Below are 12,142 nucleotides of genomic sequence, written 5' to 3'. Positions count from 1 at the left end.
ACTCGATCACGATGCCTCCGTGGTGAAGGTGGCCCAGCCGTACACGGCGACGGTGCCGTCCTGGGTGGTGCACGTCATCTCGACGTCGAAGCTGTCCGCGTCGCGCCGCACGACGCTGCCGTCGCAGGTGACGGTGTCGCCGGGGAAGACCTGGGCGGCGAAGCGGACCCGGAACGACCGGATCGCCTCGGCGCCGAACCGGTCGGTAGCCCAGGTCGCCAGGAACCCGGCCTGCAGCATGCCCAGCGACAGCGGCGCGGGCATGCCCACCGACAGCGCGAACGGCTCGTCGTGGTGGATCGGGTTGAAGTCGCCGGACGCTCCCTGGTACCGCACCAGGTCCGTGCGGGTCAGAGGGCCGAAGGTGCTCATGCTGTCTCGACCCCCGTGAGGCGGGCGGTGGCGACGTGCCGGCCGGTCTCGTCGTGGAACTCGGTGACCATCACCGCGAAGGTGAGCACGCCGCTGCGGCCCTCCTTGCGGGTCACCGACTCGATTCTGGACCTGCCGGTGAGCCGGTCGCCGGCGCGTGGCGGAGGGCCGTGGAACACGAACTCCTGCTCGGCATGCAGGCCCTTGCGCTGGTCCATCGCGACCGCCTGCCAGGGGTCGGCGTCGCCGGTCTGCCAGAAGAACGCGGTGGTGAGGAACGTCGGCGGAATCACGGGGTGCTCCGCCTGGAGGTACGCGGGGTTCGCCGAGCCGGTGGCCCGGGCGAACTCGCGGATCTTGCCGCGTTCGACGTCGAGGGTGAACGGCTCGCCGGTCACCCCGACGGCGCTGTCGTCGACCATGGCTGGCTCCTAGGGGTGTTGGCTGCTGACCGAGACGACCTCGCCGGTCATGTACGAGCTGTATTCGCTGGCCAGGAACACGATCACGTTGGCGACCTCCCACGGCTCCGCCGGCCGGCCGAACGCCTCCCGGGTCGACAGCTCGGCGAGGAGCTCGTCGGTGGTGACCTTCGCCAGGTGCGGGTGCATCGCCAGGCTCGGCGCGACCGCGTTGACGCGCACCCCGGCGTGCGCCGCCTCGAGGGCGGAGCAGCGGGTGAGCGCCATGACCCCGGCCTTCGCCGCGGCGTAGTGCGCCTGACCCTCCTGCGCCCGCCAGCCGATGACGGAGGCGTTGTTGACGATCACGCCGGTGCCACGCGGGATCATGTGCCGCAGCGCCGCCCTGGTGCAGCGGAACGTGCCGGTGAGCGTCACGTCCAGCACGGTGCTCCACTGCTCGTCCGTCATGTCCACGACGGCGGCGGTGCCACCGAGCCCGGCGTTGTTGACCAGGACGTCGAGCCCGCCGCCGAAGTGCTCGACGGCGGCGGCGAACAGGTGCTCCACCTGGGCCTGGTCGGTGACGTCGCACGGGATGCCGGGCACACCGAGGCGCTCGGCGGTCTCGGCGAGGCGGCGCTCGTGCCGGTCGGAGACGACGACCCTGGCCCCCTCCTCGACGCACCGCTCGGCGGTGGCGAAGCCGATGCCGGTGCCCGCGGCGGCGGTCACCAGCACGGTGCGACCGGCGAGCAGCCCGTGCCCCTGTGTCCTGTTCGGCATGATCACGACTCTACCAAGCGCTTGCTTGGTCCACCAGAGGCGCGCCGGGCCTGATCCAGCGGGACCGCGGTCGCGGCGGACGTCGACAGCCGCGGCCGGTCCGGCTCCTCGTGCGGCAGCGGCGTGACCGGGCGAAGCGAGTCACGGCTGCGCACCGCGAGGGCCTGGTACACCCCGGTCCCGTGCGCCTTCCAGGCCAACTCCACGTCCGTCAGGTCCCGCACGACCTTGGCCGGCGCGCCGGCCGCCAGGGTCCTCGGCGGCACCACGAACTCGGCCCTGACGAGCGAGTGCGCCCCGACGAACGCGAACTCGCCGATCTCGGCGCCGTCCAGCACGACCGCGTTGATGCCGATGAGGGCGCCCTCGCCGACCCGGCACCCGTGCAGGACCGCGCCGTGCCCGACGTGCCCGTCCGGGCCGAGCCTCAGCACGGTGCCGGGGAACGTGTGCAGCACGCAGGAGTCCTGGACGTTCGAGCCGGCCGAAAGGACGATCCGGCCGAAGTCGCCGCGCAGGCTGGCCAGGGGGCCGACGTAGCAGCCGGCACCCACGTGGACGTCGCCGATGAGCACCGCGGTCGGGTGGACGTACGCCGTCGGATGCACGACCGGGATGACGTCCTCGATGGCGTAGGCGGGCATCAGGCGAGCCGTTTCAGCGTGTCCGTGGCCTCGGCCATGATGCGCTCGATGAGCTCCGCGCAGCTGGGCAGGTCGTCGATGAGGCCGGCGACCTGGCCGGTGGCCATGACGCCGGCGTCGGCGCGGCCGTCGACCATGGCGGCGCGGATGAGCATCGGCGTGTTGGCCGCCAGGACGAGCTGGCCGAGCCGCAGGTCGTGGCTGCCGCGCATGGCCCGGCCCTCGCGCAGCATGCTCAGCCAGGACCGGCCGGACAGCTTGCGCAGCGCCTGGGCGTTGCGGACCGCCCGCGGCAGCCGCCGCAGCGCGCCGGTCTCGCCGAGCCCGTCGACGAACGGGGTGCGCAGGACCCGCTGCGGGACGCCGTCGAGGGCGGCGGTGACGACGGTGTCGGTGACGGTGGCGTCCAGGTACCGCTGCTGCACGTTCCTGCTGATGGGGCTGTCGCTGGTGAGCAGGAACCGGGTGCCCATCGCGATCCCGGCGGCGCCGTAGGCGAGGGCGGCGACCAGGCCGCGGCCGTCGAAGTAGCCGCCGGCGGCGATGACCGGGATGTCGACGGCGTCGACCACCTGGGGCAGCAGCAGGCTGGTGGGTACCGGGCCGGTGTGCCCGCCGCCCTCGCCGCCCTGCACGACGACGGCGTCCACGCCCCAGGCGGCGACCTTCTCCGCGTGGCGGCGCGCGCCGACGGACGGCACCACCACCACACCGGCGGCCTTGAGCCGCTCGATCAGTTCGGGCTTCGGCGCCAGGGCGAACGAGGCAACCCGTACACCTTCCCGGATGAGCAGATCGGCGCGCTTTGCGGCGTCCGGGGCGTCGGCGCGAAGGTTGACCCCGAACGGCGCGTCGGTCAGCTTCCGCACGTCGGCGACCGCGGTGACCAGCTCCTCGTAGGAGAGGGTGGCGCTGGCGAGGATGCCGAGGCCGCCCGCGTTGGCGGTGGCGGCCGTGAGCCTGGCGTCGGAGACCCAGCCCATGCCGGTCTGCACGATGGGGTACCGGACGCCGAACAGCTCGCAGATCGGCGTCCTGAGCGCGCTCACGTGTCGACTTCCCTGGCGCGGACGTTCGCCGGGTCGATGACCTCACGGATGAGGGCGAGCTCCTCCGGTGTCGGCATCCGCGTCTGCGGTACGTCCGCCGGCACGGCCAGGTCGAATCCCGTGGCCGCGCGGACCTCGTCGACGCTCACGCCGGGGTGCACCGAGACCAGGCGCATCCGGTGGTCGTCGGTGCCGAAGTCGAAGACGCCGAGGTTGCTGACCACCCGGCGGATCTCGTGGTACCGGCCCGCGGCCGGGTTCGCCGCGGCGCGGTCGTAGCCGACGCCGCTGACCATGTCGACCGCGGCCACGAACGAGCGGTGCCCGTGCCGGGGCACCCAGTAGCTGGTGGGATGGTTGACGGTGTTGCCGGGCGCGCCGCGGACCCCGAGCAGCGCGCGGGTGGGGCGGGCGAAGTCGCCGATGGCGGAGATGTTGGCGTTGCCGTACCGGTCGATCTGGCTGGGGCCCATCATCACGTGCCGGCGGCCGGTGTACAGCAGGTCGAACACGGCCCGGAACGGGATCCAGCCCTCGATGACGGGCGGGGTGCCGCCGATCGCCCAGGTGCCCTGGGCGAGGTACGCCTCGCCGTCGGACAGCAGCAGGTCGGGCGAGAAGGTGGCGCGGGCGAGCCGGGCGGCGATGCTCGGCACGAGGCCGATCGGGCTGGCGAGGATCTCCCCGTCGCCGCGCCACACCTCGGCGCACGCGACGACGCAGACCTCCGCGCGGGTGACGGCACTCATGCTGGGACCCCCAGGTAGCGGTCGTAGAAGGCGGCCCACGCCTGCGGGTCGGCGGCGGCCTGCACGTATTCGCGCTGGAACGCCTCGTCCCGCTCGTAGTCGGGGGCGCAGGAGGTGAAGTGGGCGCCACGGGGCGCCTCGACCACGCCGTGCACCATCCACCGCTGCAGCAGCAGCGACTGCACCGGGGCGTCCCGGGTCAGCTCGGCGGTGTCCACGATCTGCTCGCATGACACGTACGCCTTGTCGGCCGCCGTGCAGAACAGGTCGTCGAAGTACGGGTCGGGCCCCAGGTACTGGGCGTTGCCGTGCACGTCGGCCCGGTTGAGGTGCACCAGGGCCGCGTCGAGGCGCACCGCCGGGATCGCGACCAGCTCCTCGTCGCCGTACGGCGAGGCGACGGTGCGCAGGCCGGGGTTGACCTTCAGCACGTCGGAGCCCAGGCCCGCCCGGCTGGGCATGAACGGCAGCCGGCAGGCCGCGGCGTACAGCGCCCAGCGCAGCATCCCCTCGTCGTACTCGGTCACCTCCACCGCGCCGGACTGCCGGGCCGCCCGGAAATGCGGCTCGAGCGGGATCGTGTCCAGCGACACGAACCCGTACACCAGGTGGCGGACCTTCTTCGCGGCCAGCAGCAGGCCGACGTCGGGCCCGCCGTAGCTGACGATGGTCAGGTCGGTGAGGTCGGAGCGCAGGATCGCGCGCACCAGGGACATCGGTTTGCGTCTGGATCCCCAGCCGCCGATCCCGATCGTCATGCCCGAGCGCAGCTGTGCCACGACCTCGTCTTCGGTCATCTGCTTGTTCGCCATCGCCGCCTTCTTCACCGCGCAGGCTGGACCTTGCCCGGTGAACGTACCAAGCGCTTGCTTGATTACGCTACACTCGCGTCCGAGCCGTATCTCACGGCCGCGGTCCACGTAGACTCCTGGTGCGAACGGGATAGACGAGGCTGCACAACGACGTCGGTGAGGAAGAGCGGGATGGCGCGAGAGCCTGGGGATCGACGCGAACGGATTCTCGCCAGCGCCGCGGCGCTGTTCGCCCGCAAGGGCGTGTCCGCCACGACGGTGCGCGAGATCGCCGACGAGGCCGGCATCCTGTCCGGCAGCCTGTATCACCACTTCGAGTCCAAGGAAGCCATGGTCGACGAGATCGTGACCTCCTACCTGGAAGACCTGCGCACCCGGTACAAGCGGGTGCTGGACGGCGAGAGCCACCCACGGACCCGCCTGCACGACCTCATCGTGGCCTCGCTCGAGGTCGTCGAGGCGCACCCGCACGCCACCGAGATCTACCAGAACGACGTCAACTACCTCACCCAGATCGAACGGTTCGGATACCTGCGCACCGCCGGCAAGGAGGTCCAGCAGACCTGGCTGTCGGTCATCGAGGCCGGCATCGCCGAGGGCGTCATCCGCGACGACCTGGACCCCAAGATCCTCTACCGCCTGATGCGTGACGCCGTCTGGCTGTCGGTGCGCTGGTTCAAGCCCACGGCGGCGTACCCGATCACCCGCCTCGCCGAGGACTGCACCTCACTGTTCCTGGACGGCCTGTCGAAGACGCGGTGACCCGGCCGCGGCCACCGCGGCCAAGCTCAGGCCAGCAGCTCGGTGCGGTGGTCGTCGAGCCAGTCGGCGGCGGTCTTCGAGCTGCTGTCGCCGACACGGGCGACGATGCGCTCGTCGTTGATCATCCCCTTGAGCCGCTCCTCATCCTGGTCGGCCGTCCGGCCCGCGGAGGGGGTCACCGCGGAGCCGGTCACCACGGGGACGTCCGGCCCCCCGATGTCGTCTCCGCCGCCGCCCCCGCGGGTGACCGCGTAGACGATCGCCCCCGGCGAGGACGAGCGCGGCCGCGGTCCCGGCCGCGGCCAGCCGCCTGCGCCACCACGGCCGCGGCCGGTGGTTCAGGCGCGGTGCAGGCCGACGGGGCTGATCGGGCCGACGGCGCCGGCCTCGAATGCCGCCGCGACCTTCTCCACCGTCCACGAAGGGTCCTGCGCGCCGGTGCCCTGGACGACGGGGTGGGCGATCATCGACAGTTCGTCGCCGTCGATGCGGACGACCTGGCCGTGCACCCCGGCTGCCGCGGCGGAGAGCAGGTAGATGACCGCCGGGGCGTTCTGCGCCGGTGGCTTGTGCACGTTCTGGCCCTGGGCGTCGGCGCCGAGGTACGCCTCGAACGCGTCGGCCATCCGGGTGTGCGCGTTGGGTGAGACGGCGTTGACCCGCACGCCGGTGCCGATGAGGTCCGCCGCCCAGCAGTAGGTCAGCGACGCGACGCCGCCCTTGCTGGCACCGTAGGCACCCATCGCCGCCGACCCCGCGTGCGCGCCCGACGTCACGTTCACCACGGACCCGCCGCCCTGCGACAGCATCGCCCGGATCGCGTGCAGGCCGCAGTACGCGGTGCCGAGCAGGTTCACCTCGATGACCGCGCGGAACTCGTCCGGGTCCTGGGAGGCAGGGTGGGCGAGGCGGAAGATCCCGGCGTTGTTGACCAGGCCGTCGATCGCGCCGAACTCGGCGACGCACCGGTCGATCACCTCCCCGGCGCCGTCCCAGGTGCCGATGGTGCCGGCCGCCGCGACGGCGCGGCCGCCGTCGGCCGTGATCGATGCCGCGACGGCATGTGCCAGGTCGGCGTCGACGTCGTTGACCAGTACCGCGGCCCCCTCGGCAGCCGCGAGCCGCGCGTAGGCGGCGCCCAGGCCCCGGCCCGCGCCCGTGACGACGACCGCCTTGCCGTCGAGGAAGCCCGTCATGAGAGCCGCTCGATCACCATGGCCATGCCCTGGCCGCCGGCGGTGCACATGGTTTCCAGGCCGAACTGGGCGTCGCGGTGCACGAGGCCGTTGAGCAGGGTGGTGGCGATGCGGGCGCCGGTCATGCCGAACGGGTGGCCGACCGCGATGGCGCCGCCGTGCACGTTCACCCGGTCGAGCGGGGCGCCCATCTGGCGGTACGCCGGGATCACCTGAGCGGCGAAGGCCTCATTGATCTCGATCAGGTCGATGTCGCCGATCGTGAGGCCCGCGTGCGCGAGGGCGCGGCGGGAGGCCTCGACCGGGCCGAGGCCCATGATCTCGGGGCTGAGCGCGGAGACGCCGGTGCTGACGATGCGGGCCAGCGGCGTGAGGCCCAGCGACCGGGCGCGGGTGGAGCTCATCACGACGAGGGCCGCGGCGCCGTCGTTGAGGGGGCAGCAGTTGGCGGCGGTGACGGTGCCGTCGGGGCGGAAGGCCGGTTGCAGGGCCGCGACCTTCTCCAGCGTCACGCCGGCGCGCGGGCCGTCGTCGGACCGCAGGACCGTGCCGTCGGGCAGGGTGACCGGCGTGATGTCGCGGTCCCAGAAGCCGTCGGCGAGGGCCTTCTCGGCGTTGTTCTGGCTGCGCACCGCGAACTCGTCCTGCTCGCCACGGGTGATCCCGCACAGCTCGGCGACGTTCTCGGCGGTCTCTCCCATGGCGATGTACACGTCGGGCAGCGCGCCGCGCGCACGCGGGTCCGACCAGGGCCGGGCGCCGACGATGCCGTCGAAGCGTGGGTTGCGGGTGTCCGGCATGCCGTCGGCCTTGCCGGCGGGATAGTGCGAGACGACCTCGACGCCGGCGGCGACGAACGCGTGCCCCTCCCCCGCCTTGATGGCGTGGAACGCCATCCGGATCGCCTGCAGCGACGAGGCGCAGTACCGGTTGACGGTGGTCCCCGGCACCATGTCGTAGCCGAGGTGCATCGCGACCTGCCGGCCGAGGTTGTACCCCTGCTCGCCGGCCGGCTGGGCGCAGCCGAGGATCAGGTCGTCCAGCGTGGCCGGGTCCAGGGCCGGGACGCGGTCCAGGGCGAGCCGCACGACCTGCGCGGCGAGGTCGTCGGCGCGCACGCCGGACAGGGTTCCCTTGTAGGCGCGGCCGATCGGCGAGCGCACGGCCGAGACGATGACGGCTTCGGGCATGACCCTTCCTCTACTGGGACACGGTCCAGCCACCGTCGACGGGCAGCAGGACGCCGTTGATGTAGGCGGCGGACGGGGAGAGCAGGAACAGCACGGCGGCGGCGACGTCCTCGGGGCGTCCGGCGCGGCGCATCGGGTTGCGCGCGATGAGGTCCCGGCCCAGCGGCGTGTCGGCGAAGCCGGCCATCCGCGGGGTGTCGATGAACCCGGGCGCGACGGCGTTCGCGCGGACCGCGGGAGCCAAGCGGGTGGCGAGATGGCGGGTGTAGCCGGCGATCGCGGCCTTGCCGGCGGAGTACCACGCCGAGTCGGTGCCGACGAGGTTTCCGGCGACGGAGGCGACATTGACCACCGCGGCATCCGCGGGCGGGCCGGTCGCCAGCCAGGCGGCGGTGACCGCCTCGACGCTGCCGACGGTCGCGGTGACGCCTTCGACGAAGCCGAGTGGCGCGCCGCCGCTGGCCGGGCCGGCGTTGTTGACCAGGTACCGCGCCGGTCCGCTCGCCTCGAGCGCCGCGGCGACCGCCGCAGGGTCGCGGACGTCGACGACGAACCCGCCGTCGGTCGGGGTCAGGTCCCACACGACCGGCCGCAGGCCCTGGGACGCGGCGAGGCGGACGATCGCGGCGCCGATCCCGCTGGCACCCCCGGTGACGATGACCGTGTCCGTCGGGCGGGGGGAAGTCACGCCGCACCGCGCAGGGCCGTCTTGAGCACCTTGCCGCTGGCGTTGCGCGGCAACGCGTCCAGGAACACGTAGGAGCGGGGCAGCTTGTAGTTGGCGAGCCGTTCCTTGCAGAACACGGCGAGTTCCTCCTCCGAAGCGGCGGAGCCGGGGCGCGGGACGACGTAGGCGCGGGCGACCTCGCCGAGCCGCTCGTCCGGCACGCCGATGACCGCGACCTCGCCGACCGCCTCGTGCCGGGCAAGGACCTGCTCGATCTCGGCCGGGTAGACGTTGAAGCCGCCGACGATGAACATGTCCTTGAGCCGGTCGGTGATGCGCAGGTAGCCGCGCTCGTCGAGGGCGCCGATGTCGCCGGTGTGCAGCCAGCCGTCGGCGTCGATCGCGTCGGCGGTCGCCGCCGGGTCCTGCCAGTAGCCGCGCATCACGTTGTACCCGCGGACGAGGATCTCGCTGCTGACCGGGTCGACGGTGACCTCGACGCCGTCGATCGCGGCGCCGCAGGTGGTCGCGACGGTGACGGGGTCGTCGTCGGGGCGGCACATCGTCGCGGTGCCGCAGGACTCGGTGAGCCCGTAGGCGGTGAGGACGGTGGCGAGCTTCAGCTCCTCACGGAGCCGCTCGATCATGACCACCGGGACCGTCGTGGCGCCGGTGACCGCGACCCGCAGGCTGGACAGGTCGCGCGACGGCCGGTCCGGATGGTCCAGCATCGAGGTGTACAGGGTGGGCGGGCCGGGCAGCACGGTGATCCGTTCCTGCTCGATCAGGCGCAGCGAAGCCGCGACGTCGAAGACCGGCTGCGGCACGATCGTGGCGCCGCGCAGCAGGCAGGCGATCACGCCGGCCTTGTAGCCGAACGTGTTGAAGCACGGGTTGACCAGCAGGTACCGGTCCCCGGCCCGCAGGTCGGCGAGCTCGCTCCAGGCGACGTAGACCTGGGTGCTCTGCCGGTGGGTGAGCATGGCGCCCTTGGGCCGCCCGGTGGTGCCGGAGGTGAAGAACAGGTCGGACAGGTCGTCGGGCCCCACGTCGGCGGTGACGTCGGCCGTACCCGCGACGAACGCGTCCCACTCGTCGAACGGTACGATGTCCGACAAGTCCGGAAGCTTCGAGCCGGCGAGGGAGTCGACGTAGCGGTTGCCGAGGAACCCGTCGTCGACCAGCAGCAGCCGGGCGCCGCTGCGGGACAGGATGTAGCCGGCCTCCGGGCCCTTGAAGCGGGTGTTCAGCGGCACGAGGACGCCGCCGGCGGTGACGACGCCGAGCGCGGCCACGATCCACCGCCACGAGTTCGGGGCCCACAGCGCGACCCGGTCGCCCTTGCCGACACCCCTGGCGGCAAGGGCCCCGGCGAACCGTGCGACCTCCTCGGCCAGCCCGGCGTAGGTGAGCCGGACCGGTCCGTCGACGACCGCCTCGCGGTCGCGATGGTGCTCGGCGCCGGCGCGCACCAGGTCCGGCAGCGTCCGGGCACTCAACGGTTCCATGTCACGCACCTTACCAACCAAGCGCTCGCTTGGTAAGGTGTCGGGTATGACGGAGGCTTACCTGGTCGAAGCGGTGCGTACCCCGGTCGGGCGGCGGGGCGGCGGCCTCGCCGGCGTGCACCCCGCCGACCTCGGCGCGCACGTGCTGACCGCGCTCATGGACCGCAGCGGCGTCGACCCGGCGGCCGTCGACGACGTCATCTTCGGCTGCGTCGACGCGATCGGCCCGCAGGCCGGCAACATCGCCCGCACCTCCTGGCTCGCCGCCGGCCTGCCCGACGCGGTCCCGGGCGTCACGGTGGACCGGCAGTGCGGCTCCTCCCAGCAGGCGCTGCACTTCGCCGCCCAGGCGGTCATGTCCGGCACCGCCGACCTCGTGGTCGCCGGCGGCGTGCAGAACATGAGCGCGATCCCCATCTCCGCCGCGATGCTCGCCGGCCGCGAGTACGGCTTCGACGACCCGTTCCGCGGCTCCGCCGGCTGGCAGCGCCGCTACGGTGATCAGGAGATCAGCCAGTTCAGGGCCGCGGAGCTGATCGCCGCGAAGTGGTCGCTGGGGCGTTCGGAGATGGAGGTGTACGCGCTGGACAGCCACCGCAAGGCCGTCGCCGCCCGCGCCGAGGGCCGCTTCGTCCGCGAGACGGTGCCGCTCGGCGACGTGACCGCCGACGAGGGGCCCCGCCCGGACACCTCGCTGGAGAGGATGGCGGGCCTGCCGACGCTCACCCCCGGCGGGATCGTCACCGCGGCCCTCGCCAGCCAGATCTCCGACGGCGCCGCGGCGCTGCTGGTCGCCTCCGAGGCGGCGGTGCGCACCCACGGGTTGCGCCCCCGCGCCCGCGTCCACCACCTGAGCGTCCGCGCCGACGACCCCGTGTACATGCTCACCGGCCCGATCCCGGCCACCGCGCACGCCCTGCGGCGCAGCGGCCTCACCATCGACGACATCGACCTGGTCGAGATCAACGAGGCGTTCGTGCCGGTGGTCCTCGCCTGGCAGCGGGAGACCGGCGCCGACCCGTCGCGCGTCAACGTGCGCGGCGGCGCCGTCGCGCTCGGCCACCCGCTCGGCGCGACCGGGGCGCGGCTGATTACGACGCTGCTGCACGCCCTGGAGGACACCGGCGGCCGGTACGGGCTGCAGACCATGTGCGAGGGCGGTGGGACGGCCAATGTCACCGTCATCGAGCGGCTCTGACCCCGCCGCGCTGGTCACCGGCGGCACCCGCGGCATCGGCCGGGAGCTCGCCGCCCGCCTGGCCGCCGCCGGCTACCGGGTCCTGGTCTGCGGCCGGCGCGAACCCGCCGACCTGCCGCCCGGGGTGGACTTCGCCGCCGCCGACGTGCGCGAGCCCGCCGAGGCCACGGCGCTGGTCGCGGCCGCGACCGACGCGTTCGGGCGCCTCGACCTGCTCGTCAACAACGCCGGCGGCTCCCCCGCCGCGCCGGCCGCGACCGTGTCGCCGAACCTGGTGACCGCCGTGGTCCGGCTCAACCTGCTCGCGCCGTTCTTCGTCTCGCAGGCCGCGAACGCCGTCATGCAGGCGCAGGACGGCGGCGGGCTCATCGTCAACATCGGCAGCGTCTCCGCGATCCGCCCGGCGCCGGGCACCGCCGCATACGCCGCGGCCAAGGCCGGCCTCGAGACGCTCACCCGCGCCCTGGCCCTGGAGTGGGCGCCGAAGGTCCGGGTCAACACGGTCACCGCCGGCGTGGTGCGCACCGACGACAACGCCGCGCACTACGGTGACGAGGCCGCCCTGGCCGCGGTCGCCGCGACCGTCCCGATGGGCCGCATGGCGACCCCCGCCGACATCGCCGACGCGGTGCTGCTGCTGGCCTCCCCGCTCGCGGCGTACATGACCGGGGCGAGCCTGCTGGTCGACGGCGGCGGGCAGCTCCCCCGGTACGCCGAGACCGCCCGCCCCGGCGGACCCGGGACGGGCTGAACACCGGCCGGACGCACGCGACCCGGGCTCCCTGTGGGAGGCCCGGGTCAGGTTGCC

At 73.2% G+C, this 12,142-nt stretch carries 15 protein-coding genes; 3 read left to right on the top strand and 12 right to left on the bottom strand.

Going from position 1 to position 12,142, the window contains the following annotated elements:
* Positions 1 to 6 precede the first annotated feature (6 nt).
* From OHA72_RS39415 to OHA72_RS39385, 7 genes are all read right to left on the bottom strand, one after another.
* Entirely contained in the window at positions 7 to 372 is a 366-nt protein-coding gene (locus OHA72_RS39415; protein ID WP_327001171.1) for a MaoC/PaaZ C-terminal domain-containing protein, read from the bottom strand.
* A complete protein-coding gene (locus tag OHA72_RS39410) occupies positions 369 to 794 on the bottom strand; it encodes an FAS1-like dehydratase domain-containing protein (protein ID WP_327001170.1) in 426 nt (141 codons plus the stop codon). The genes OHA72_RS39415 and OHA72_RS39410 overlap by 4 nt, the downstream gene beginning before the upstream one ends.
* 9 nt (positions 795 to 803) lie before the next feature.
* A complete protein-coding gene (locus tag OHA72_RS39405; protein ID WP_327001169.1) occupies positions 804 to 1,559 on the bottom strand; it encodes an SDR family oxidoreductase in 756 nt (251 codons plus the stop codon).
* A 2-nt stretch (positions 1,560 to 1,561) separates the two neighbouring features.
* Entirely contained in the window at positions 1,562 to 2,203 is a 642-nt protein-coding gene (locus tag OHA72_RS39400) for an acyltransferase (protein WP_327001168.1), read from the bottom strand.
* Entirely contained in the window at positions 2,203 to 3,186 is a 984-nt protein-coding gene (locus OHA72_RS39395) for an NAD(P)H-dependent flavin oxidoreductase (protein WP_327011751.1), read from the bottom strand. Before OHA72_RS39395 ends, OHA72_RS39400 begins: the two co-directional genes overlap by 1 nt.
* 62 nt (positions 3,187 to 3,248) lie before the next feature.
* Entirely contained in the window at positions 3,249 to 4,001 is a 753-nt protein-coding gene (locus OHA72_RS39390; RefSeq protein WP_327001167.1) for a CoA-transferase subunit beta, read from the bottom strand.
* Positions 3,998 to 4,813: a CoA transferase subunit A gene (locus OHA72_RS39385; RefSeq protein ID WP_327001166.1), complete on the bottom strand. Its 816-nt coding sequence runs from the start codon at positions 4,811 to 4,813 to the stop codon at positions 3,998 to 4,000. The genes OHA72_RS39390 and OHA72_RS39385 overlap by 4 nt, the downstream gene beginning before the upstream one ends.
* A gap of 171 nt (positions 4,814 to 4,984) precedes the next feature.
* On the opposite strand from OHA72_RS39385, the gene OHA72_RS39380 reads away from it, so the two are divergent.
* Positions 4,985 to 5,575, top strand: coding sequence for a TetR/AcrR family transcriptional regulator (locus OHA72_RS39380; protein WP_327001165.1), 591 nt, complete (start codon positions 4,985 to 4,987; stop codon positions 5,573 to 5,575).
* A gap of 26 nt (positions 5,576 to 5,601) precedes the next feature.
* Here OHA72_RS39380 and OHA72_RS39375 read toward each other — a convergent pair whose 3' ends face one another.
* From OHA72_RS39375 to OHA72_RS39355, 5 genes are all read right to left on the bottom strand, one after another.
* Positions 5,602 to 5,769: a hypothetical protein gene (locus OHA72_RS39375; RefSeq protein WP_327001164.1), complete on the bottom strand. Its 168-nt coding sequence runs from the start codon at positions 5,767 to 5,769 to the stop codon at positions 5,602 to 5,604.
* Positions 5,770 to 5,913: 144 nt separating this feature from the next.
* Positions 5,914 to 6,771 carry an SDR family NAD(P)-dependent oxidoreductase gene (locus tag OHA72_RS39370; protein ID WP_327001163.1) on the bottom strand — a complete coding sequence of 286 codons (858 nt, stop codon included), beginning with the start codon at positions 6,769 to 6,771 and terminating at the stop codon, positions 5,914 to 5,916.
* Complete coding sequence (locus tag OHA72_RS39365) at positions 6,768 to 7,961, bottom strand: acetyl-CoA C-acetyltransferase (protein WP_327001162.1); 1,194 nt, start codon at positions 7,959 to 7,961, stop codon at positions 6,768 to 6,770. Before OHA72_RS39365 ends, OHA72_RS39370 begins: the two co-directional genes overlap by 4 nt.
* A gap of 10 nt (positions 7,962 to 7,971) precedes the next feature.
* The gene (locus OHA72_RS39360; protein ID WP_327001161.1) at positions 7,972 to 8,649 is read right to left on the bottom strand and encodes an SDR family NAD(P)-dependent oxidoreductase; all 678 of its coding nucleotides are present in this window, start codon (positions 8,647 to 8,649) and stop codon (positions 7,972 to 7,974) included.
* Positions 8,646 to 10,136 carry a FadD3 family acyl-CoA ligase gene (locus OHA72_RS39355; protein ID WP_327001160.1) on the bottom strand — a complete coding sequence of 497 codons (1,491 nt, stop codon included), beginning with the start codon at positions 10,134 to 10,136 and terminating at the stop codon, positions 8,646 to 8,648. The genes OHA72_RS39360 and OHA72_RS39355 overlap by 4 nt, the downstream gene beginning before the upstream one ends.
* A 46-nt stretch (positions 10,137 to 10,182) precedes the next feature.
* Between OHA72_RS39355 and OHA72_RS39350 the strand changes: the two genes are divergently transcribed.
* Together OHA72_RS39350 and OHA72_RS39345 are read left to right on the top strand one after the other, a co-directional pair.
* Positions 10,183 to 11,334 carry an acetyl-CoA C-acetyltransferase gene (locus OHA72_RS39350; RefSeq protein ID WP_327001159.1) on the top strand — a complete coding sequence of 384 codons (1,152 nt, stop codon included), beginning with the start codon at positions 10,183 to 10,185 and terminating at the stop codon, positions 11,332 to 11,334.
* Positions 11,309 to 12,085 carry an SDR family oxidoreductase gene (locus OHA72_RS39345; RefSeq protein ID WP_327001158.1) on the top strand — a complete coding sequence of 259 codons (777 nt, stop codon included), beginning with the start codon at positions 11,309 to 11,311 and terminating at the stop codon, positions 12,083 to 12,085. Before OHA72_RS39350 ends, OHA72_RS39345 begins: the two co-directional genes overlap by 26 nt.
* Positions 12,086 to 12,142 lie beyond the last annotated feature (57 nt).

The organism is Dactylosporangium sp. NBC_01737 (assembly GCF_035963215.1).
Classification (GTDB): domain Bacteria; phylum Actinomycetota; class Actinomycetes; order Mycobacteriales; family Micromonosporaceae; genus Dactylosporangium.
This window is presented reverse-complemented; position numbering and strand designations above follow the sequence as displayed.